This window comes from Spirosoma jeollabukense, assembly GCF_054777855.1.
The window spans coordinates 839616-862945 of sequence record NZ_BAAHAD010000001.1; the positions used below are offsets into that span (position 1 = coordinate 839616).

The window sequence follows — 23330 nt, forward strand, 5'->3', positions numbered from 1 at the left end:
ATCTCGATTTCTTCTTACTAAGCCAGGTGGATCAACGTTTCCTACGCAAATATGCATCATTAGCCTGCTACAAATCAATTAATTACGTAACACTCACCTAAACCACTGACAACCCGTATTGGCAAAGCTTGCCCCTATCCTGTGCCCAAAATAGTCGCCTGTTAGGCATAGCCTACTTCCCAGTTTTCAAATAGTTCATTTTATTCATATGAAATTACGTTCACTTAAATTTATACTACTTGCAATCACTATTCTTTTTTCATTTAGAACGATTGCTCAAATAAATATTACCAGTCCGGTACCCAGAATGGTTTTTCAACGCGGTTTAAACAATCAGGCTGCTATTTTGGTAACCGGTACAGCACCGTTAACAACTTCCAATGTTGAAGCCCGATTTGTACCGCTGACTACAGGGCAAGGGAGTCAAACGGCATGGACATCCCTGGGTTTAATCAGTGGGTCATCGGCTTTTCGGGGACAGGTAACCGTAGCAGCAGGCTGGTATCGTCTGGACGTGCGGGCGAAATCGGGGTCAACTGTGCTAACTCAAACGCAGGTAAATCGCGTGGGTGTTGGCGAAGTGTTTGTTGTGGCAGGCCAGTCAAATGTATTCGGTGGTTTTGAGCGAGTGCCCAATGCGTCCGAAGATCGGGTGTCTTGTGTAGATCTCCAGCAAGACAGCCTGAGTGAACAGACGTTGCCACTTCGGTTCAGTCACATCAGTTATGGAACGAATATTGGGCCAAGCCAGCCGCCACACATATGGGGCATTTTAGGGGACAGGCTTGTGCAGCGGCTCAATGTACCCGTTCTGTTTTTGGGGGCAGCCTTGGGTGGTAGCAGTAGCAGTCAATGGAACCTATCGGCAACGGGCACCATCGGAACTACGCCGAACTCATCCGTTTATCGTCGGTTGGGCGCAACCTTGTTACACTACATCCTTCGCACGGGCGCCCGGGCTGTTCTCTGGCATCAGGGGGAGAGTGACCGGGGAACACCTACCACAACGTATTTCAATAATATCAAGAACGTCATTGAGAAAAGCCGTCAGCAACTTGGCGGTAACTCACTTCCCTGGATGATGTCGCGGGCGAGTTACATTGATGGCTTGTCCGATTCGAATGTTATTGCGGCTCAAAACCAACTTATTTCAGCCGTACCGAATGTCTTTCCGGGCCCGGAGTCCGACAATATTACCGGCACAGACAATCGACCCGATTACACACACTTTAAAGGCGCTGGCCTGTATCGTTTTACAGATCAGTGGGATCAGAATTTATCGACTTCCTTTTTCCAGAATGCGGCCCCCTTTTTGCCCAATGATCCGGCAGCCCTCATCACCAGCGGATATACCTTACCACTCACCCGCCGGCAAGGAGAAACCATTGCGGTAGCCTCGGTACGTAGCGATGCCCATGATTCAGATAATCAGTACGTTGCACAGATTGTCCGCGTAAGCGATGGAGCCACCGTCTACGAATCTGGCCCCAGTACTGATAATCCAATCCTGGTAACCATACCTACCGACCTAGCCAACGGCCAGTATAGACTGCGTACGCGCTCTACCCATCCGGTTCTACTTGGGACATTAGGCGAGCCATTCAACGTTCAACAGTCGGCCACACCCAGCCCTGCCTTTGCTATATTCCGTCTACCTACGGCCAGTGGTGGTACAGGCGATCCAGTTATCCAGAAATGGGGGTATCGGTATGAAGCTGGTACCTATGGTTTTTATGCGACGGTACAGGCATCCGCCCCCGTAGAAGTCCGAATTGAACGTATCGATGGAGGAAGTTTCTCCGATTCGGGCTGGAATCTCGTGCCGCCCAGTAATCAATCACCTGACTATAATTCGTTTGGTGACTTCAATTATATTCGCAATTACCCGCCCATAACGGCAGGGCTCGGCGGTGTATCACCAGGCTTATATAGATACTCAATACGTCGGCAGGGGGACACGGGAGCAGGTTTATGGTATGAACTTCGTTTTCTGGACGGACGCAATATTATTTATTATCCGATGGAGCCAATAGCGCCCATAACCCCTCCTGATCTGACGTCCATTAGTTACGCCCTGCCATCTACCCAATATGGCATTACTAACTCTTCCCTTGTAGTCAATATTTTAGAAATAAACTCCAGAGCCACCAGCGGACAGATCACTGTATATGTCAGCAAAGATCCGCTGGTTAACATAAGTTTCAATCCAACAGCCACAGATATAGGTGGCCGCAGTGTCCAGAATAATGCTTGGACATTTAATAACAGTGATCCTTCCTACTACGTATTGACGACGAATCAGGTCATTCAGGCCGGTAGCAAGCTTGCTTTTGGCTTAACAGCGTTGCTAACACCTGGTCAAACCAGAGGCACCCTCACCTTCAGTCAGATTATTGTTGGAGGAAGTGGCGATGAGGAGCAGATCAACAATAACTCAAGTAGTGTTCGAATTGATTATTTCAATAAATAACCCGGTCCAATTCTTACTAAAGAAGGCCCCGCAGTGCAGGGCCTTCTTTAGTCTTTCCGAATAATCTCTTCCAGAAAGGCTCGAAATTTATCTGCAAACTCGGGCCGCTTAAGCGCAAATTCGACGGTTGTTTTCAGAAAATCGAGTTTATTTCCAATGTCATGACGCTTCCCTTCAATCCGATGCGCGTAAAGATTCTCCCGCTTCAGCAGCAATAGCAGGGCATCCGTTAATTGAATCTCGTTGTTTTTACCGGCTGGCGTTTGTTCCAGCATCGAAAAAATCTCGGGCGTCAGGATATAGCGGCCAGCAATAGCTAAATTTGACGGAGCCTCTGCCAGGGAAGGTTTCTCAATTAATGTTTCCAACTCCAGAATTCGGTCGCTCAACGACTTGCCTCCCACAATGCCATATCGGTTGACTTTGTCGTGAGGCACTTCTTCAACCCCAATGACCGAGCAGCCGTATTGCGCATACGTATCAATCAATTGCTGCGTAACGGGAATAACGGAATCCATAATGGTATCGCCCAGCAATACGGCAAATGGTTCATCACCCACATGATGACGAGCGTATCGAATGGCATCACCCAGCCCGTTCAATTCGCGCTGACGAACGTAGTGCAGGTTGGCCATGTCCGATAGCCGACGCATTTCATCGAGAAGCAACTGATCTTCTTTTTCTTCGAGCCGGGTTTCGAGTTCAAAGTTTCGGTCGAAATGGTCTTCAATAGCCCGTTTACCTTTACCCGTGATAATCAGAATATCTTCGATACCCGAGTCAACGGCTTCCTGCACCACGTACTGAATGGTCGGCCGGTCAATAATGGGCAACATCTCTTTGGGCTGGGCCTTTGTGGCAGGTAGAAACCGGGTTCCAAGTCCGGCAGCGGGAATAACGGCTTTTTTGATCATGAGCATGGAGCGTAGGCATGGGGCCAAGAGCATGGAGCAGCGGACTATCGTTTTTACCCGCTGTCCCGCGCCCTTGGCCCCATACTACATTACATAAGGCTTTATAACGCGGGCATTTACTTTTCTAAGTTCAATAAACAAGCGATTCAGCATAGCATCATCCCGGTAAAGACCGATAATGGAGCCGCCCGACCCCGTGAAAGAGGCCGATGCACCACAGGCGCGTGCCGTCTCGATGAGGCTTCGATTCCGATCGCTGATTGTATAAATCTGGGACCGCAGGTCGAAATTGCGGTTGACAAGTTCATTCAGCGCGTTAGTATCCTGACGGAGCATAGCTTCCCGCCCCTCACGCGCTACGTTGGCAATAGCGTTCATGGTTTCAACCACGGCCGGCTCACCTTTCAGCCATCGTGCCTTCACATCGTTGTGCACACGCCCCGATTGTTTGCCAAGATCTGTGTTATAGGCAATGTATAATTTAGGCAACAGACGCGAATCTAGCGGTACGTAGTGGCCATATCCCTGGCTCTCCATAGTGGCCCGATCGAAATCCATGTAAACACACCCCTCATAACACTGGATAACGCGATCCTGTAAACCAGCCGTAATACCGAGTTCTTCAGACTCGGTGGCCAGCACTAAATTAGGGAGTATGGGCAGCGGAATCTCAATACCATAGAACTGCATGAGCGCTCGAAAGGTAGCCACAATGATCGCGCTGGAACCGGACAAACCAACTTGTCGGGGAATGGACGTATTGTAGCGAATCGAAAAATTCTGATTGGGTAATCGAATCTGTTGCGCTTCGCAGTATTCGGCAAACTTTTTAATGGCTGCCTTTAACAAGGGAACACCGCCATGATACCCGAGCATGCTGACGGAATCGCGCAGATGGTGCAAACTCCGGAACACGTTCGTGTCCTGCGGCTGGGGTTCAATCTGCAGTTCGGGGGAAGGATAGAGCGTAACAGACGCCCCAAAATTGCGGACGGTAATGGCAATGGTTTTACCAAAAAAGCCGTCGGACGGGTTGCCGAGCAAGCCCGCCCGGGCATAGGCACGGGTTTCGATGAGCAAAACAGTAGGGTGGAGACGTTCTCCCTTGGCGTAACAATTAAACGACAAGTTTACGAAAGAATCTTCATCATAAAGATGCCTGATGAGTGTATGCTACCAAATAAAAAAAAGCGGCCGGGTTATTCCCGGTCGCCTTATCTACTCAATTTTATGCAGTACCTTATTTCGACGTCTCCTTGTCCTTCCCGTCATAGCCCACATTGTGAGGGTCGTAGCCAGCATTTGGATCGTCGCCTTCTTCGAGATACGTAGCGTCGGCCCGGTGGAACAAAGCATCATCGGATGGATTTTCTGCCACTTCGCTTAATTTCTTTGCAGATTCATCACTCATCATCTGGCCTTTCGGTACCTCAGAAATAGCGTCAGCGTTAACGTCCCATTCCGAATCGGTACCAAGACTACTGTTATGTGGCTCACCCGCGCGACCTACGCCAAGGTTGGCCTCGCGGGTGTCTTGTGTTATGTCTAAATTTTCGGTGTCCATATCCATGCCCGACGAAGAATCTTTGTAGGAATTCGTACCAACCCCTTCTGATTCACGACCAAAATCGGAATCGCCATGTTGCTGCGGGTCTTTCGAATAGAATTCGGGATCAACTTTATCTGGATCGAATGGTGATGTCGTTGCCATAGCGTTACGTGTTTTTTCTATATAACCTGAAACGCGGGAGGTTGTTTAGCATGGAGCAGGGGGCTTGGGGCATGGGGTGCAGGGCGAAGAGCATAGGTAAGAAGCAACTTCGCTCATTTCGATGACCCATGCTCTTCGCCCCACGCCCCTCGCCCCAAGCCCTTCAACTCCGCCAGCAGTTGATCATTGGTTTGTTGCAGCAAAGCGACGCGCTCGTTGAGCTGAAAGAGCAGGAACTCTACATTACGGAGCCGCTCCTCAGTTGTGATGGCTGCTGACGGTGAATTCAGGACCTTAAACATCATACCTTCTCCCCGCATAAGCCAGTCTCCATTGACCTGCGGATAGGCTATTAAAATTTTTTCGAGGGTGTCGTAACGAGGCTTCAGCCGACCGTGCAAAATATGATAAACTTTTTCGCCCCGATGCTCCCCCAACTGCCGGGCAAATTCCAGAACGCTAATGTCGAGCGTATCAATTAGCTGTTGCAGGCGGAGATGAATAGCCATAAATTACATTATTCTGTGTAAGAAACGATAAAAACGAAACGTATGCCTGAAGATGGCACAGAAGCCGCCAAAAATCAAACCTAAGCCATCAAAAAGCACCAAATTATCCCCTCTATTCAACCCCGAAAATACTTACAGAGTGGACTTGTTTTTTACACAGTTTTGTGTAATTTTATATCTGTAAACACAGGCCCTTAAAAAGGCAAAAGGGACCGCAAAATGGGTCCCCTGCTTGAACAGTAAACAACAAATACTAATGAACACACAAAACAAAAGCCAACTTTCGACAATTCAAAGCGATATCGCTCTGAAACCGTACCAAAAGATTAATGAATTGACCGGAGAGGTGGTCAATAAGTACAAATATCTGGAGGGCCATCCGCGCCAGTATCGCTTCGATGCGAAGGAAGGTGTGTTCAATATCAATGGTACGGAAAAGCTAGGCCGTACCCTCACCTTTCAGCCCATTGCCTGGCGCATCTTCACGGATAATATCCTGAACATGGGCACCAAAAACTGGGCAGAGATTTTCTTTATCGACGACAAAAACTGCGTGTCGGCCCTGCTGTTTCATGGCTATTCCGTCGATAATATTTTCCGACTCATCGAACCGCTGTACTATGACGACCTGACCCTGGCCGACGTAGTGATTACCGCCGTTGCCGAGAAAAAAGAATATACGAAAGTTCAACCCAAAGGCGTGTACTACATCGCTACGTTCTCCTACAAGATCGGCAACGCCGAGCAAACAGCTGAACTGAAGCAATTTGCGCAGGAAGTGAAAATCTTCCGTCAGGAAACGCTTACCGACATTGCCAACATCAAAACGGCAATGCACTACTATAACCCGTTCGCCGTCCCGGTTGAAGAACTTGGCGAGGCCGACAATCACCTGCTGTCGGTGGGTTAATCTGTAAAAAGTGAGGTTTTATTTAAGTAGGTATCCCTTCCACGGCGGGGATACCTACCCGATCTGTGCACGTAAATATTGATTCTATGTTAGCTTCCCCAGTTTCCAGACAAGCAGTTTCGCCACTCTTTATGCCGGGCGATGAGTATCGTTCACTGCTACGTGTTTCTAACTCTGATTTAACGCGATTAAAGGAAGAACATCTGGGCTATTGGTCGGCGCCTTCTTCGCGATTCATTCCGGAGAAAACGAAGGTTTTTGGGCGTGCTTTTCATCAACATCTGCTTGAACCCGAAACCGTAGGCACCGTATTGTCGCAGTTTCTGCCCGATATGGTCGACCCGTTGACACAACCCGCGTCAGATGCCTTAGCACCCGCCCAGACAGAGCAATTAAAAAAACTGATGCAAACGATTCGGCAGGATGCGTTCTGTAAACGGTATCTGCGCCTGTCGGAGCGGGAGCGCGTGGTGTTATTTACAGAGCCAACGACGGGTGTGGCCTGCAAATCGCGACTGGATATGGTGTATACCAGCCAGAAACGACGTAACGCCCTGATCATTGATCTTAAAACTACCTCTGCCCGAACACAGGCCCAGTTCCTGGAATCATGTTACACGTACGATTATGATCGGCAGGCAGCTTTTTACGTAGACAGCCTGCGCCATGCCGATAGCCAGGAGTGGGATATGACGCGGCAGTTTCGATTCGTGTTTATTGGCATTATGAAACAACGCCCGCACCGGCTCTTTGCCGTAGAAGCAACGTCGATTCCGGGCTTTATGGAGTATGGCCGAAAAAAATACCGTTTCTGGCTCCGTAAATGGCGCGAAGAACAAGAAACAGAGCTCATTACAACGCCGGCTTTGCAGATGCTTGCTTGATATTGGTTTATAGTATTCGGTTTACGGTTTCTGGCTGGCTGGTGCTGGCTACTGAAAACCTAAACCGTAACCCCCTAAAACGTTATGAACGCTTCGATTATCACCTTAACACCCGCTCAGCTCCATTTTGATTGGGGCACCGATGGCCTGGTGCTATGGATTGAGGAATTAGATGGAGCCGACAGTCTGGCGGGTCAAATGCATGAAGTAATGGACCGGATTGCCTTCGCCATAGAATTACAAACCGGGTGGGATCACCGCACGGATAGCGATACGTTACATCCGCTTTATGGCTATCGTCTTTTGTTACGTGATGCATCGGGCCGATGGAACGCTATTCGAACCGACGAAACCGGGCATTTTGCCGGGATAGTTCCCCTCGAAGAAATGGACTATGAAGTTGCTTATGAAAAAGTGATGTGGCTGGAATAGTAACCCGGCTGGAAAGCTGTAGCCTGTAATAATCTTTAACCCGTCGATTCTCAATGTAGAATCGACGGGTTTGTTTTTAGCACTCACGCAACGTTCTTTTACTAAACTGCATCTTTAAAAAAACACAACCAATAACGTCCCATGAAACTATTCATTGCGTCCCTCCTGCTTGCCTTTGTAGCGCTGGCCCCTGCTTTGGCCCAAACAACCGTTGATGCCAAAGATATTATTGCAAAAATTAATCGAAAAGAAGCCGTATCGTATCAAAATGCCACCATCACGGGTGATCTGGATCTGACCAATTTAGCCAACCGCAAAGAAGTAAGAGAAGGTAGCTGGAAAGGTGATTCACGGGAATTTCTGAGTGTGGTGGAATCACCGATTACATTCAAGAACTGCACGTTTAAAGGAAAATTTCTCGCCTATTACACTGAAGATCAGGACAGAAAAATCCTAAAAACAAACAATACAGTTTATAATGCTGACTTCAATGAAGCGGTCACGATCGAAAATTGCGCCTTTGACGACGATGCTACGTTCAAATACTCACACTTCCAGCAACGTGCCATTTTCACCGATAACACCTTCCGTGACGTAGCGCTGTTCAAATACGCCAAATTCAGCAATGCTGCCGATTTCAGCGGGTCTACGTTCCGGGACTATGCGGATTTCAAATACACGAAATTTGATGAGTCATCGTCATTCCAGAAAGTAGCGTTTGAGCAGTATGCGGACTTCAAATACACGAAGTTCGATGAAAGCGTTAGTTTCAAACAGGCTCGCTTTAACCGGAATGCCGATTTTAAATATACGCACCTGCCCCGCGGCACCAGTTTCGATGAGGCCCGTTTTGATGGCTCAACCGATTTCAAATACGCAACACTCGACGGCCGAAAGTTTTCGCCGAGTAACCGATAAATAAGTGCCACACAGACAGCCCCCTAAGATTTTCAAAACCTTAGGGGGCTGTCTGTGTGTTAAGTAAAACGTTACACCAATCATGCAACACTTTGAAACGCACAACCAAAATTCTGATTGCGCTTGTCGTTCTATTAATTATTGCCCGGCTGCTCCTGCCATATTTCGTACTCCGCTACGTTAATAAAACCCTGGCCGATATGGGCGACTATACCGGCCACGTCGAAGATATTGATATTCACCTTATCCGGGGCGCCTACCAGCTCGACGATCTACGTATCCGCAAGATCAACGGCAAAATCAAGGAACCCTTTCTGTTTGTTCCCAAAACCGATTTATCTATCGAGTGGAAATCGCTGTTTAAAGGGAAATTAGTCAGCGAAGTGGAGTGCTACGAGCCTGAAATCAACTTCGCCTTTAGCGAAAGTGAATCCCAGAGCCAGACGGGGGCCGAAGTAGACTGGACGGCTTATTTGAAAAAGCTGTTGCCGATTAATATCAACCGGTTTGCGGTCATCAATGGCAAAGTCAACCTGACGAGTTTAATTACCCAGCCGCGGGCAGATTTATCGCTCCAGAAATTTCAGGGTGAAATTCGAAACATTCGTAACGTTGAAGACAAGGACAACAAACTCCCCTCTCCGGTAACAGCCTCGGGAGACGTACCGGGCTATGGTGGAACGATGAACTTCGATGCCAATATGAACTTGCTGAAAGTTGTCCCCGATCTAGATTATAAACTCCGGTTCAGCAATCTTCAGTTAGTTAAACTCAATCCCTTAGCTCGTGAATATGCCAACCTCGACTTCGAGCGCGGCACGGTTAGCGTTTACAGTGAGATGGCCATGCTCAACAGTAAACTGAATGGCTACATAAAGCCTCTGACCAAAGGGATGAAAATCTTCAAAATTAATGAACACGAAGGCCGGTCGGTGGGTAAATTCTTTACCGAACTTCTTGCTCAGGGGGGAACGGCCATCTTAAAAAACCAGAAACGCGATCAGGTAGCGACGCGCATCCCGCTCAACGGCACCATCGAAAATATCGAAACAGCCACCTGGCCAACGATTTTCGGCGTACTGCGCAATGCCTACATTGAAGCCTTTCGCGGTGAGTTCGACAATAACATCACGCTGAAAGATGCGTTCAAGACGTTTAAAGAAGACTTCAAGGAAAAACGGGCCGAACGAAAGGCAGAGCGAAAAACCGAACGAGCCAAGCGGAAAGAGGCACGGCAGCAAAAACGAGCCAAGCGGAAGGCCGAGCGCAAAGCAAAACGGGAAAAAGAAAAATAGCCTGACATGAAACGTCCCGAAAGCTCTAAAGTTTCGGGACGTTTCATGTCAGGCTATTAAAGTTTGGTCGATTTCATCGTGTCCGTACGCGCTCCCGACTTTGTTCGTCGTGGTTCATACTTGGGCCTTACTTTGTGGACCCCTGCGTCTTTCTCCTGTTTATAACTGGGAATAGCTCGATCGCCACTTTCCAGTTTCTCCTTCAGCGAAGGTTGTGGTAATGGGCGCGTTGACGCAGCAACGGCCGTTTTTGATTGAGACCGGGTTGTCGATTCTGTTGAGCCGGATGCCTTCTCGGCTACACCAGCTCGTTTGTTATCTGAGGGTGTCTGGGCTTTTTGGGCAAAGGCTGTCGTAGCCACAAACAAGGCACCAATTACTAACTTGATCATAACGTTTCGTTGTTTTCTGGTAATTAAAATCAAAAGCAGATTAGCCTGCGTTACCCGTTTACCGACGGACGGTGTCAACTTTCGTGGCGCCACCCCGACGTAGTGAATCAGGGTTGAGTCGCCGTTGTTTCCGATTTTGGGGCGAAGTCGAATCCATACTGGTATTCATTTTTTGTTGCACCCCCTTAGGCGTTTTCTTGTTTTTTACCGGCCCCTGATCGGATTGATACGTATCAACCAGTAAGATCGATTTTGAGAAGGCAACAGCCTGATTAGCCTGGGTAAACAATCCAGTCGTCAGCAATAAGCTGAGCCATAGGGTATACTTCATACGCATGAGTAATTGCTGTTTTCTCACAACTCCCAATACGTAGTGAAAGTTATACCGTCAGCTAGGTTTAAGTTCAATAAACTCGTTCTACACCTATATTTGTGTCAAAAAAGCAACCAATCACCTTATGATCAGTGTGTAACCAAATTTGTTTCCCACTTAATATAGTGATTCCTTTGTAGTCTTTTTTCTTTCCCGTAACGCTAGTAATGCTCTTCAATTCATTACATTTTCTATTATTTTTTGCGTTCACCACACTGGCTTACTTTAGTTTACCGCTACGTGGACGGTGGGTGTTGCTCCTGATTGCCAGCTGTTATTTCTACATGGCATTCATTCCGGCTTACCTGCTTATTCTGGGGGGCGTTATCCTGATTGACTACGTTGCCGGCATCTATATTGAACAATCGCAGGGCGCTCGCCGAAAATTATTATTGATTGTCAGCCTCGTAGCGAATATTGGGCTGCTAGTCTTTTTCAAATATTACGATTTCTTCAATGAACAACTTACGCTGATGCTGCACAGCTTCGGCAAGGAGAATCCCATTCCTATGATGGGCGAGCTGTTACCGGGAATTTTGCTACCCATCGGCTTGTCATTTCACACCTTTCAGTCGATCAGCTACACCATCGAGGTTTACCGGGGAAACCAAGTGGCAGAACGAAATTTGGGCATTTACGCGTTGTACGTCCTTTTCTATCCGCAACTAGTAGCGGGGCCTATTGAACGGCCGCAGAATGTGCTCCACCAGTTCCGTCATTTTCATGCCTTTGACTGGGTTCGGGTTCGTCATGGGTTGCTGCAAATGGCGGGTGGATTTATCAAAAAAGTGGTCATTGCCGACCGCATGGCCCTGGTGGTAGATCCGGCTTTTAGCCATGCCAGCACAACGGGCAGTTCGACACTGTTGCTGGCAGCCGTCTTTTACTCGATTCAGATTTACTGCGATTTTTCGGGCTATACCGACATTGCCATTGGTGCGGGTAACGTACTGGGCATCAAGATGATGCAGAATTTTAACATGCCCTATCTGGCCGCGTCGATCAGCGACTTCTGGCGTCGCTGGCATATTTCGCTATCTACCTGGTTTCGCGATTACGTCTACATTCCGCTGGGTGGAAACCGCCGGTCAGCCCCACGAACGTATCTGAATACGTTTATCGTGTTTGGCTTGAGTGGCCTCTGGCACGGTGCCGACTGGAAGTTCATTATCTGGGGCCTTCTGCACGGGTTTTACCTGGTAGTGGGACAGCTCTGGTCCAAGCAAAGCCCGATTACGCCGGCATCCCCACAGGTAAAATACAAACAAAGCAGCTTTAGTTTTGTCAACCTCGGCCATCTAACGAACCAACTGCTGACCTTTACGCTGGTTACCCTAACGTGGGTATTTTTCCGGGCTAATACCACGGGTGATGCGTTTATGATTTTACGCAAAATATTGTCGTTCAATTACACAGAGCCCATTCAGGCAGCTATCCAACCCGCCGAACTTATTTTTTGCTTTTTATTAATGGCTGGTTTGCTGGTAGAAAACCGCTGGATTTCGTTTATCAAACGGGCGAATAACCGGGATTTCTGGATCGCGATACCCGTATTGATCCTTATCTGCTATTTCTTCGGCGTCTTTACGGCCAACCAATTCATTTACTTTCAGTTCTGACCGAAACGCGATGATCAGTAACGTATTAAAATGGTTTTCCCTGGTTGCATCAGGCGCCATCCTCTTCGTAGCGCTTTCGCCAGAAACACAACGCTGGCTGGACCAAAAACACTTGATTCCCAACCAATACAGTCATGGGGATTTATATAACATAACCAACCTCAGAGCCTTTCGGGAAGCGAATTTCGGCGAAAATACTAATCTGGTTGACGCCGACATTCCCAAAAAGCATAAGGATGTGCATCTGTATACAATAGGCGACAGCTTCACGGCAATGGATACGGTTTACTACGCGGGTGGACGTAACATGCACGTTTGGGTCGGTGAAAAAGATCACCCAACCATTGCCAAACTGGATACAACCAAAAAAAATATTCTGGTCATTGAGTTTATCGAGCGCGTTCTACAGGAACGTTTATATAAGCCCGACTATGAAAAAATATACATTCGGAACGGGTTTGCCCAGACGGCCCAGCCGGTTGTTGCCCAGCAAAACCCCGTTGAAGAAAACACCGTAAAGAGTTGGTTATTAGCCCGTTTCGCTAGTGACATAAACCAACGGCTTGAGTTTTTGCTGTTTAATACGAGACCGTTCATCTGGTTTAAAGAGATGAAAGCGCAGCTACTGCTCGATCTGTTTGGACGAGTGCCGGGAGCCGTTATTTCTGAGGATAAAAAGCACCTTTTTTACCAGCCTGAAGCCAATAACGACTACATCCTCAGCGCCTTTCGCCCACTGTCAGATCAACGACTCGATACGCTGGTCACCAATTTAAACACTATCCGGCAACATTACCTGCACATGGGTTTCGATGAAGTTTATGTGTGTATGATCCCCAATAAGGTAACGATTCTGGATCCAACCTATGGTCAATATAATCACCAGATCGAGCGCATTGAAGCCAATCCACGCTTACAGGCACCAATCCTGACCATGATTGATACGTTGCGGCAACACCCGGAATGGTACCATCTTGGCGATGGCCACTGGAATAAGGAAGGGAAGCGATTCTGGCTGCGCCGGGTTAATCAGCTGGCGGCTACCTGGTCCAGCGATCACGATTAATGCCGCTGGCTTGTGTGAAACGTTGTCTGAAACCCCCTAAATCCCCCGAAGGGGACTTTGTTCGAGTATGGGAAAAGTCCCCTTCGGGGGATTTAGGGGTCTTCAGACCAAATAAGAAATAACTCTCAGGCAATTTCAGACCAACTTTACAGCGTGCCAAACAATCTGTGTGGAATTTAGTCCGTTCATGCATCTATACAGTAAGTAGCCTGGCAGCGCATGTTCCTAAAGCGATTTCGTAAACCCAAACCCACTACCGACCTGGAGTATGTCGCGGCTTACCGCGCCACGGGCGATTTGGCCGTATTGGGTGAACTTTACGAGCGGCATATGGAACTGATCTACGCCGTTTGCTATAATTATCTGCGCGACGAAGACGAGGCCAAGGATGCAGTCATGCATTTGTTTGAGCAACTGGTGACCGATCTGCTACGTCATGATGTACAGCAGTTCGGGGCCTGGCTCCACAGCGTTGCCCGCAACTATTGCCTGATGCAACTCCGTAAAAACCAGGCTCATCCAAAGACAACACTGGTTACCAACGGCGTTGACGAAACCGATGATGAGTCACGGAATAGATTATTGATTGATGAAACAACCGATTCGGACCTGGAGGAAGACCTGAGCCGTATGGAAAGTTGCCTGCAAACGTTGCCACCTGAGCAACAAACTTGCCTGACGCTGTTTTATCTGGAGCGGAAAACGTATACTGAAGTGGCCGAGATAACGGGCTACGACCTGAAGCAAGTGAAAAGTTATTTGCAAAATGGTCGCCGAAATTTGAAAATTTGTATGCAAAAATAGTGCGGGTGGAAACCCGCAAGTAATTACAACGCGGGTTTCCACCCGCGCTATGACATGAACGACCAACTAACATTCGACGATTTACGGGCTTATCAGGCCGGCCAGCTGAGCGGCCCGGCCCGGCACCGTGTAGAGCGAATTTTGCTGGAAAATCCCTTTTATGCCGACGCATTGGCAGGTTTGGAAGCCATGCAACAAACGGCCTCTACGCTGGCGGCCGGGCCAATGACCGACCAAATAGCCGATTTACGCGATGCACTTCATCAGCGCATTCATGAGTCGGCAACCCCGAAACGGCTCTGGCCACTCTGGATTGCGACCACTACGGCAGCGATTCTATTCATGCTGGCGATGGCGATCTACTTTATTTTCTTCGCCCCTAAGCAAGCTAGAAAGCTTCAGGTTAAACCTGCCCATGCTGTTACGAACGTAGTGACCGGTAGCTCAATTCCTGTGCAGCCGATCAACGCCGTAACCTATCATCCAGACTTTTTGAGCTAGCTTAATTTTCGCGGTGAGGAAGCATAGAGTGCGCAGATTATAAGGGCGCAGGGCCTTGCCTGCCCAGTTGTTTTGGCCGCAATTTTACCTATGGTTTTTAGCAATTTCTGAGATATTCTTCTGAAACGGTAAAACATTTGTCGGAGATCAGACGTTAACCGGGCATATCAACTTATTGTTTTCTCCATGTTTCGCCCAATTTCAGTACGCTCTATTTTACTAGTTTTTCTGTTCGTTTTCTGCTGTCTATCAAGCACTTTCGCTCAACAACGCTTCACAGCCGGACCACGTATCGGCTTGAATATGTCTAATTACTGGGGCAATGCAGATCACATGTCATTTAAGCCAGGGTTGGCAGCCGGTGGTTTTTTAATGTATAGTTCGCTGAATCACTTCGGAATTTCAGCTGACGTCATGTATATGCAGCGGGGAGCAAAATATGATGACGGTCGCTACAAGTTTACCCAACATGTCAATTACCTGGAAATACCGGTGGTGGCCCGCTATTTTCTAACGCTATCCGGTAATTTCAGACCTAATGTTTTCGTTGGACCTTCTCTGGCCATTAAACTAAACGCCAAACGCACCGACGGCCAGATACTTTCGGGCCCTACTACGGTTATTAATAATGATAATACCCAGGATTTCAACAGCCTGGATTTAGGGGCCACAGGCGGTTTTCAACTTAACTGGGGAATGGGCAATCGGCAACACTTTTTGATTGATGCCCGCTACAACCTGGGACTGAGCAATGTACAGTCTAATTTGCCTAATTTGTGGGGCACACGGAATAACCTCAACAACTCAACAATTACACTGACACTTGGCTACGGCTTCGGTGTAGGACGTGAGCACCCCAGTCGTTATAAGCGATAGTAAATAAGTGGTTGTATAAAAAACGGCTACAGAATCGCCTTTATCATGCTTGTCGATAGCTATGGTAAAGGCGATTTTTGTTTCGTTCAAAATTTCGGTCCTGTTTTTTTAAGGCAGCCGTAGGAAATAGTTTTCGTATTTTTGAGGTTCAGGTTCAATTCATCAGCTCATGCCCTTCTGTCGGTCCCTTCTGTTTGGTTTATTCAGTGTTTTTTTGTCCCTACCAGCTTTTGCCCAAACCACCACGCCTACTTTTTTTCAACTCAATGCCCGTCAGAATTGCTGGGTTGATTCGGTCTTTACGAACATGTCACCCGACGACCGTATTGCCCAGTTGATCATGGTGGCCGGTTATTCAAACCGCAAACCAACTTACGAAGATTCGCTGATCAGGCTTGTTCAAACCAATAAACTCGGTGGCGTGGTGATGTTTCAGGGTGGTCCCGTTCGGCAGGCTCAACTGACGAACCGGTTACAGAAAGCTTCACCGGTACCTTTACTGATCGCCATGGATGCCGAGTGGGGACTAGCCATGCGCCTGGACAGCACCGTTCGCTACCCGTATCAGATGACGCTTGGTGCCATGCAGGGCGCGGGTTCCGATTCGCTGATTTACCAGATGGGGGCTAACCTGGCTAAGCAGGCTCGTCGTTTAGGCGTTCACGTTAATTTTGCGCCTTCCGTTGATGTCAATAACAACCCGAACAATCCAGTCATTAATTTTCGATCTTTCGGTGAAGACAAGTACGCTGTTTCGCGCAAAGCACTTGCCTATATGCGTGGGATGCAGGACAATAACCTACTAACCAGCCTTAAGCATTTTCCTGGCCACGGCGACACCGGCACCGACTCGCACTACGATCTGCCGTTGATTACGAAAAGTCGGGCACAGCTCGATTCGCTCGAACTCTATCCCTTCCGGCAGTTGATCAAGGCTGGTGCAGCGGGCGTGATGATTGCCCATTTGAGTATTCCGGCCTTAGATACGACACGTAATCGCCCTTCAACCCTCTCCCCTGCCATCGTTACCAACCTGCTCAAAAACGAACTGGGTTTTCAGGGGCTGGTCTTTTCGGACGCGATGAACATGAAAGGCGTAACGAAGTACTTCCCGTCCGGGCAAGCCGACGAACTAGGTCTTGAGGCTGGCATGGACGTATTGGAATTTACCGAGGACGTACCCGCAGCATTAGCGCAGATCAAGTCGGCTATTGCTACCGGCCGACTTACTCAGGCAGCCCTGGACAGCCGTTGCCTCAAAGTGCTACGTGCCAAAGCGTGGGTTGGTCTGGATCAGTATAAGCCCATTGTGCTGGAAAATCTGGTGCGCGACATCAACCCGGTGCGCGATGAGCTGCTCAACCGTAAATTTACCGAAGCCAGTCTGACGGTTTTAAAAAACGAGAGAAACCTACTGCCCTTGCAGCGATTAGATACATTGCGCATTGCGTCGGTAGCGATTGAGAGCGACAAAATCACGGCGTTTCAGCAAATGGCGGCCAACTACACGCAGATCGACCATTTTAACATCACCTCAAACACCCCCGATTCAACACTGGCGCAGGTGCGCGATTCACTCAAAAATTATAACCTGTTTTTGGTCGACGTTCACCTGAATAACATCCGGCCCGCAGCAAAATACGGGCTTCAGGCGAAAACGGCGGGTCTGGTCAGTGAGTTGGTCGCTACGGGGAAAGCGGTTGTCACGGTCTTCGGCAATACCTATGTTCTGGACAAACTCACCTTTCCGATGGATACGGCTCAGCCCAGCCGGAGCATCGAGCAGGCACGGGCCATTGTTATGCCCTATCAGCTCACTACGTATACCGAAGAATTATCGGCGCAGTTAATTTTCGGAGCTATCGGTGCATCGGGAAAATTGCCGGTAACCGTCAATCAACGTTTTCGAATCGGCGACGGTATACCTGTGCAACCTAACGGTCGACTCAAATATACAATTCCCGAAGAGGTTGGTATCAATAGCGTGTTTCTGACGCAACAAGTCGATTCTTTGGTGAACGTGGGTATTACACAAAAGGCGTTTCCAGGTTGTGTGGTGCAGATGGCAAAGGATGGCAAAGTAATTTTCCGCAAAGCGTACGGTCAGCATACGTACGATGCCTCACTGGGTGCAGAACCCAGGCCCGTACAGTTAGACGACCTCTACGATATGGCATCGGTGACGAAAGTGAGTACGTCAACGCCCGCCCTGATGCGCTTAGTGGACGAAGGCAAGTTCAACCTGAATGGAAAAATGGGGGATTATCTGCCCAGCTTTAAAAAATCGAACAAGGCAGATCTGGTTTGGCGAGACGTATTAACCCATCAGGCCCGGCTGAAAGCGTGGATTCCGTTCTGGATGGACACCAAAAATCCGGATGGTACATGGAAACCGAAAACGTTTAAATCCGAGCAATCCAGCCGGTATCCAATTGAGGTAACCGACAGTCTGTATGAATTTAGAAAGTATCCGCAAACGATTTACGAACAGATCAGAGACTCGCCCTTGAACGAGAAAAAGGAGTATGTTTATTCCGATCTGTCGTTTATCCTTTACCCACTGATCGTGAAGCGGCTAACGGGCATAGATTTTGAGGATTACCTGAAAACAACCTTTTACCGGCCGCTTGGCGCCAGTACGTTGACATTTAAACCCCGTCGATTTTATTCACTCAATCGAATTGTGCCAACAGAATATGACTCCTTATTTCGAAAAACGCTCATCTGGGGACGCGTACACGACGAAGGCGCGGCTATGCTCGACGGGCTATCGGGCCATGCGGGTTTATTTGGTGATGCCAACGATTTGATGAAGGTCTATGAAATGTACCGGCAGAAAGGCAGCTACGGTGGACAACAGTTTATCTCGGCCAAAACGATCGCCGAATTTACGCGCTATCAGTTCCCGGAGTTAGGTAACCGACGCGGCCTGGGCTTCGATAAACCCTCATTCAAGTACTCAGGAAACGCCCCCCAGTCGGCAACCAAAGCCAGTTTCGGGCACTCGGGCTTTACCGGAACGTTCGTTTGGGTTGAACCCGATCCGGCCTATAATCTGACGTATATCTTTTTATGCAATCGCGTCTATCCTACCCGAAATAATCCTAAACTTGCGAACCTGAATACGCGAACGAATATCGTTGAAGCACTCTATCAGGCCACTAAACGGGGAATGCGATGAAAGACTATCTGATTCACTTACTTGATTACGAACTCTGGGCGAATCGACGTGTGATTGATGCGCTCGAAACCGTGGCGAAACCGCCCTCACGAGCGGTAGCTGTTATGGGGCACATTTTGTCGGCAGAACAGGTTTGGTTTGGCCGTGTGGCGAATGAATCGGTATTTGTTTCCATCTGGGAAGATATTCCGGTAAGCTGGATGGTCGAAACGGCTGAACGTCAGCACCGCAAGCTAGTTAGCTATCTGGAAGGTGTGCCTGAACTGGAGTTGTTGCAGATGGTAGAGTACCATAATTCTCAGGGTAATCCATATCAGAGCACGCTGCTCGATATTCTGACGCACATGAGCCATCATGCGGCCTATCACCGCGGGCAGGTGGTTCAACTCATTCGCCCAATGCTGGCTGAAGCCCCCGTAACCGATTTTATCGTCTGGCAACGGGAAGGCATAAAGAACCATAAAACTGCCTGAGTATAGGCATCTGATACTAGGGCGACAAGCACGTTTCGTTTCCTGTCAACACAGCTATACGCTTGCCAGGTATCCGTGCCTATAAGAATCCATTAAAGATCAGTTTCAACGCAAAATCAAGCGACGTGAAATACCCATTTCTGCTCTTATTTTTCTGTTCATTTACGGCTCTGGCGCAAGTCAAATTACCAACGAATGAAACCGGCCAGGTGCAGTACCAGGAACTTGTTAAGCTACCGGATAATACCCGAAAAGCGAAGCAAATAATTGAACAGGCCAAAGCCTGGGCAGGTCATGAGTACGACTCCCTAAGTGCCGAACAGCAATATGACCAAGTAAATAACATCCTGTTCATCAAATCCTTATATTTAATTGACAGCCATAATGTTCGCTATACACTGACCATCGAAGCTAAGTATGGCCGGTATAGAGCCACCATAACGGATCTGCTTACGGAGAGTAATGGATTGAGCCTCCTTGTCAGACCGACCAGCCCTACTGTGGACGAAATGATGCAGGCGGCTGGCAACAAAATTACCGCTAAAGAGAAAGAAGTGATCGAACAGACGGTCCAGCAACAAACCGAATTGTATCAACAGATTAATAAATCCTGCCGCGCTACGTTAGCCAGCCTAAAAACGGCCCTGACGGCAGCGCCGAAAGAAGAGTAATTTTTAATAGTGCTACCTTGTTTGGCATAGTCTCCGACTACGTCACAGCGTTATCCGGTCTCCGACCGGCCTGTTTTGCCAGACTAATACCGGTCAGAGACCGGATAACACCTTGACGTAGTCAGAGACTACGCCAAACAACTCAAACCAACCCTAGCGGTGCCGCTCCACACCGACTTGCTCACAATAGGGTAAAACCGGGCAAGTGGAGCAATATGGTAACGTACCGGTACAGATATGTTTGCCAAATGGCATCAGCAACCGATTGATGTTCACCCATTGGTCGCGCGGCACATGCGTTTCCAGGACTTTCAACGTTTGCTCGGGCTGCTTCGTGTGTACGTATCCCCACCGGTTCACCACCCGGTGTACATGCACGTCTACACTGATGGCCGCCTGGCCCGTTGCCACGCCAAGGGCCAGGTTAGCACACTTCGGTCCAACGCCCTTTAGTGAAATCAACGTATCAAAATCAGCGGGTAAATGCCCGTTAAACTCATTAACAATGCGCTCGGCAATACCGCGCATGGTGTAAGCTTTCTGATCTGGGTACGTAGTGCCGTACAGCAACTCTGTCAGCGTTGGGATGTCTAACGTTAGAAGTTGTTCGGGTGTTCGAGCCTGTTCAAACAGACGTAGTGAAACCGGAATTGTAGTTTCATCGAGCGTTCGAATAGAAACAATGCATGAAATCAATTGCTCGAAGAGGCTATTATAGCCCCGTTCAAACAAGTCAAACATAGCGGCTTTAGGATATGGCCGGATGGCCTCTTCAATACCAGCAAGAACAACGTTGAGGTCAAAGTTGGGTTTCATACTAGCTAAACACGGAGATAACCGAGTTGTCACGGAGTACACAAAGATTTTTCTCTGTTTACTTATGTACAGCCATTGATACGTACTAGGGTTTATTTATTTTTAATAAAAAAGCCCTGAGAGTCAGGGCTTATACGATAATTTTTTAAGTAGTAGATTGAAAGTAATGGGGGTAGTTTTGAGTAAAAAGCATGGGCTGAATCCGTTAGTAGTCTACTATCTTTCCAGCCCCACCGGGTACGCTTTTTCCCAGACGAACTACCGGCGCTTCAAGTCTGGACCGATATAGGCGAAGTTGATTGGCGCTCTTGGGATGACCCTTACATAGAGTCATAAAAATATCTATTTGATGGCCAATCGACGCCGTTGCAAATACTCGCTCATCTCTTCCAGCGTCAGCGCATTGAATGTCATGGCTTTTGTTAATCCGCCTTTGCGGCCAATGGCTACACCATAATGCATGTCCAGCAAACCGGCGAAATCGTGCGCGTCGGGGTTGATGCTCAACATAACCCCCTGCTGCATGGCATACTCAATCCAGTGCCAGTCAATGTCGAGCCGGTACGGGCTGGCGTTGATTTCGATAATAACGTTGTGCTCAGCGCAGGCGTCGATGATGGCCCGGTGATCAATTGGGTAGCCTTCGCGGGCAAGCAATAATCGGCCCGTTGGGTGGCCTAGAATGGTGGTGTATGGGTTTTCAATGGCCCGCAGCAGCCGGGTCGTTGCCTTTTCAAGCGACATGGTCAGGGTTTGGTGAACCGATGCCACTACGTAGTCGAAAGTGGCCAGCGTCGCATCGTCGTAATCCAGTGAGCCATCACCCAGAATATCAGACTCGATCCCTTTAAAAATCCGGAAGTCAGAACCAAAACCGGCGTTAAGCTGATCAATTTCAATCTGTTGCTGGCGCACACGTTCGGCATCCAGCCCACCAGCATAGGAAGCCGTTTTTGAGTGATCGGCGATGCCAAAATACGTTAAGCCCAGTGTGCGGCAGTAAGCCGCCATATCGGCAACCGACTGTTTACCGTCCGACCACGTACTGTGATTGTGGAGCGTACCGCGCAGATCGTCCCAGGTAACGAGTTCGTCGTTCCGGTGATTTCTAGCCCAGCGGAAGGCAAAGTCGTCTTCCCGCATTTCAGGAACGATATACGGCAGACCCGCGCGTTCGTAAATAGCTGTTTCCACTTCGACAACCGACTGATTTTCTGCTACGTATGCACCGGTATAGGCCGACTGCAATAACGACGTGCCGCTGGGTCCAGCTTGTTTTAAGTGAGCATCGGTAGCTGTGTTGATGAACAATTGTCGGTTGATCTGCTCGGCTGGATACAACAGTATCTCAACCAATACGTCGAAACCGGCCAGTTTCCCCCGCCAGGCAAACGGTGACGACTCCAATTCGTTCTGCTCCAGATTCGGTAGTTGACCGAGCGTCAGCATGGCCGAAAGGGGGTCGCTGGTTTGCACCAGCAGTTGAATCATATCCACTTCCTGCGCTTTGCGCCGAACCTGTCCGCTTATTTCAACACGTTCGACGTGTTCGGTCAGTTCGTCGCGCAACAGATGAGCGATCATCTCGGCTTTATCCATGCGAACTTTTCCCTGCTGTTCCTGCAAAAACTCAAGTGCAGCCAGAATTTTCTCCTGTGTGCTGGCCCCAAATCCCTTGATTTTTGCAATCTCGCCGTTTTCGCCCGCCCGTTGCAGGTCATGGAGATTGTCAATACCTAGCTCCTGCCAGAGCGTACGTACTTTCTTGACACCCAACCCTTTGATGCGAAACATATCCAGCACACCAGGCGGTGTTTCGGCCAGTAGTTCGTCCAGGTCAGTCAGGCGGCCCGTTTCCGCAATTTCACGAATCTTCTGGGCAACAGACTTGCCAACGCCCTGTAATTTAACCAGTTCTTCAACGGGCAAATTAAGTAAGTCGGCAGTTGATTTATCTAAATTAAACGCGGCTGTCTGGAAAGAACGTGTTTTAAACGTATCGCGGTCGTGGAGTTCCATTAACCGGCCGGTCATTTCAAGCAGGTCAACGATTTCGGAATTAGTCATACAAAAACGGCAATTTACTCCGCAAGTTAGGCAATCGGTCAGATTTTAGAGAATGACGTTACAAGGTCCCAATACCTTTACATCGTCGGACAACAAACCGGCCTGATTATCAGTCAAAACGAATCGTAAACTCATGGAATCGACCCCAACAACTCCCGAACGTGACCCTTATTTATGGAAACAGGCCAAAGCCCGCGTCGGTTTTCGAATACACCTCCAAACGTATCTGCTTGTTAACACCGGCCTCTGGCTCATCTGGGCACTGACCAGCTTTGCTTTCCAATCGTCTGGGCACAATGGTTTCATCTTCCCCTGGCCTTTTCTTCCGATGCTCGGCTGGGGCATTGGTTTAGCCTCGCATTACTTCGCTGTTTACCGGAATCGCGAAAAGCATATGATTGAAGAGGAATACCGGAAACTAGTGGATCAGCAAGCGTAAGTAGCAAGC

The 23330-nt window shown here is 48.6% G+C and carries 23 protein-coding genes; 15 read left to right on the forward strand and 8 right to left on the reverse strand.

Annotation, left to right across the window (positions count from 1 at the left end; translation table 11 throughout):
- Positions 1-307 precede the first annotated feature (307 nt).
- Positions 308-2470, forward strand: a complete 2163-nt coding sequence (locus ACYVEA_RS03325) for a sialate O-acetylesterase (protein WP_461111894.1) — start codon at positions 308-310, stop codon at positions 2468-2470.
- Positions 2471-2517: 47 nt separating this feature from the next.
- Here ACYVEA_RS03325 and galU read toward each other — a convergent pair whose 3' ends face one another.
- The 4 genes from galU to ACYVEA_RS03345 all read right to left on the reverse strand — a co-directional run bounded on the left by galU (position 2518) and on the right by ACYVEA_RS03345 (position 5604).
- Positions 2518-3384: a UTP--glucose-1-phosphate uridylyltransferase GalU gene (gene galU, locus ACYVEA_RS03330; RefSeq protein ID WP_461111895.1), complete on the reverse strand. Its 867-nt coding sequence runs from the start codon at positions 3382-3384 to the stop codon at positions 2518-2520.
- Between the two features lie 84 nt (positions 3385-3468).
- Positions 3469-4464 (reverse strand): mevalonate kinase family protein, encoded by a 996-nt coding sequence (locus ACYVEA_RS03335; protein WP_461111896.1) that lies wholly within the window; start codon positions 4462-4464, stop codon positions 3469-3471.
- A 160-nt stretch (positions 4465-4624) separates the two neighbouring features.
- Positions 4625-5095 (reverse strand): hypothetical protein, encoded by a 471-nt coding sequence (locus tag ACYVEA_RS03340; protein ID WP_461111897.1) that lies wholly within the window; start codon positions 5093-5095, stop codon positions 4625-4627.
- A gap of 113 nt (positions 5096-5208) precedes the next feature.
- The gene (locus tag ACYVEA_RS03345; RefSeq protein ID WP_461111898.1) at positions 5209-5604 is read right to left on the reverse strand and encodes an XRE family transcriptional regulator; all 396 of its coding nucleotides are present in this window, start codon (positions 5602-5604) and stop codon (positions 5209-5211) included.
- Between the two features lie 256 nt (positions 5605-5860).
- On the opposite strand from ACYVEA_RS03345, the gene ACYVEA_RS03350 reads away from it, so the two are divergent.
- The 5 genes from ACYVEA_RS03350 (at position 5861) to ACYVEA_RS03370 (ending at position 10043) form a co-directional block, all read left to right on the forward strand.
- Positions 5861-6514 carry a hypothetical protein gene (locus ACYVEA_RS03350; protein ID WP_461111899.1) on the forward strand — a complete coding sequence of 218 codons (654 nt, stop codon included), beginning with the start codon at positions 5861-5863 and terminating at the stop codon, positions 6512-6514.
- A gap of 86 nt (positions 6515-6600) precedes the next feature.
- Positions 6601-7398 (forward strand): PD-(D/E)XK nuclease-like domain-containing protein, encoded by a 798-nt coding sequence (locus ACYVEA_RS03355; RefSeq protein WP_461111900.1) that lies wholly within the window; start codon positions 6601-6603, stop codon positions 7396-7398.
- An 84-nt stretch (positions 7399-7482) separates the two neighbouring features.
- On the forward strand, positions 7483-7830 hold the full coding sequence (locus ACYVEA_RS03360; protein WP_461111901.1) for a hypothetical protein: 348 nt from the start codon (positions 7483-7485) through the stop codon (positions 7828-7830).
- A gap of 141 nt (positions 7831-7971) precedes the next feature.
- Entirely contained in the window at positions 7972-8748 is a 777-nt protein-coding gene (locus tag ACYVEA_RS03365) for a pentapeptide repeat-containing protein (RefSeq protein WP_461111902.1), read from the forward strand.
- 92 nt (positions 8749-8840) lie between these two features.
- Positions 8841-10043 carry a DUF748 domain-containing protein gene (locus ACYVEA_RS03370; protein ID WP_461111903.1) on the forward strand — a complete coding sequence of 401 codons (1203 nt, stop codon included), beginning with the start codon at positions 8841-8843 and terminating at the stop codon, positions 10041-10043.
- Positions 10044-10099: 56 nt separating this feature from the next.
- On the opposite strand, the gene ACYVEA_RS03375 is transcribed toward ACYVEA_RS03370, so the two are convergent.
- Entirely contained in the window at positions 10100-10435 is a 336-nt protein-coding gene (locus tag ACYVEA_RS03375; RefSeq protein ID WP_461111904.1) for a hypothetical protein, read from the reverse strand.
- A gap of 58 nt (positions 10436-10493) precedes the next feature.
- Entirely contained in the window at positions 10494-10766 is a 273-nt protein-coding gene (locus tag ACYVEA_RS03380; RefSeq protein ID WP_461111905.1) for a hypothetical protein, read from the reverse strand.
- Between the two features lie 209 nt (positions 10767-10975).
- Here ACYVEA_RS03380 and ACYVEA_RS03385 point away from each other — a divergent pair, with 209 nt between their 5' ends.
- From ACYVEA_RS03385 to ACYVEA_RS03420, 8 genes are all read left to right on the forward strand, one after another.
- Positions 10976-12427 (forward strand): MBOAT family O-acyltransferase, encoded by a 1452-nt coding sequence (locus ACYVEA_RS03385; RefSeq protein WP_461111906.1) that lies wholly within the window; start codon positions 10976-10978, stop codon positions 12425-12427.
- A 10-nt stretch (positions 12428-12437) separates the two neighbouring features.
- Entirely contained in the window at positions 12438-13493 is a 1056-nt protein-coding gene (locus tag ACYVEA_RS03390; RefSeq protein ID WP_461111907.1) for a hypothetical protein, read from the forward strand.
- A gap of 219 nt (positions 13494-13712) precedes the next feature.
- Positions 13713-14297, forward strand: a complete 585-nt coding sequence (locus ACYVEA_RS03395) for an RNA polymerase sigma factor (RefSeq protein ID WP_461111908.1) — start codon at positions 13713-13715, stop codon at positions 14295-14297.
- A gap of 54 nt (positions 14298-14351) precedes the next feature.
- Entirely contained in the window at positions 14352-14798 is a 447-nt protein-coding gene (locus ACYVEA_RS03400) for a hypothetical protein (RefSeq protein ID WP_461111909.1), read from the forward strand.
- Positions 14799-14984: 186 nt separating this feature from the next.
- Complete coding sequence (locus ACYVEA_RS03405) at positions 14985-15674, forward strand: porin family protein (RefSeq protein ID WP_461111910.1); 690 nt, start codon at positions 14985-14987, stop codon at positions 15672-15674.
- 169 nt (positions 15675-15843) lie between these two features.
- Positions 15844-18855: a glycoside hydrolase family 3 N-terminal domain-containing protein gene (locus tag ACYVEA_RS03410; RefSeq protein ID WP_461111911.1), complete on the forward strand. Its 3012-nt coding sequence runs from the start codon at positions 15844-15846 to the stop codon at positions 18853-18855.
- Positions 18852-19328 (forward strand): DinB family protein, encoded by a 477-nt coding sequence (locus ACYVEA_RS03415; protein WP_461111912.1) that lies wholly within the window; start codon positions 18852-18854, stop codon positions 19326-19328. The genes ACYVEA_RS03410 and ACYVEA_RS03415 overlap by 4 nt, the downstream gene beginning before the upstream one ends.
- A gap of 125 nt (positions 19329-19453) precedes the next feature.
- Positions 19454-19999 carry a hypothetical protein gene (locus ACYVEA_RS03420; protein WP_461111913.1) on the forward strand — a complete coding sequence of 182 codons (546 nt, stop codon included), beginning with the start codon at positions 19454-19456 and terminating at the stop codon, positions 19997-19999.
- 153 nt (positions 20000-20152) lie between these two features.
- Here the strand turns inward: ACYVEA_RS03420 and ACYVEA_RS03425 are convergent, their stop codons facing one another.
- The gene (locus ACYVEA_RS03425; protein WP_461111914.1) at positions 20153-20815 is read right to left on the reverse strand and encodes an endonuclease III domain-containing protein; all 663 of its coding nucleotides are present in this window, start codon (positions 20813-20815) and stop codon (positions 20153-20155) included.
- A 342-nt stretch (positions 20816-21157) separates the two neighbouring features.
- Positions 21158-22882: a helix-hairpin-helix domain-containing protein gene (locus tag ACYVEA_RS03430; RefSeq protein ID WP_461111915.1), complete on the reverse strand. Its 1725-nt coding sequence runs from the start codon at positions 22880-22882 to the stop codon at positions 21158-21160.
- 133 nt (positions 22883-23015) lie between these two features.
- Here ACYVEA_RS03430 and ACYVEA_RS03435 point away from each other — a divergent pair, with 133 nt between their 5' ends.
- Entirely contained in the window at positions 23016-23321 is a 306-nt protein-coding gene (locus ACYVEA_RS03435; RefSeq protein WP_461111916.1) for a 2TM domain-containing protein, read from the forward strand.
- Positions 23322-23330: the final 9 nt, after the last annotated feature.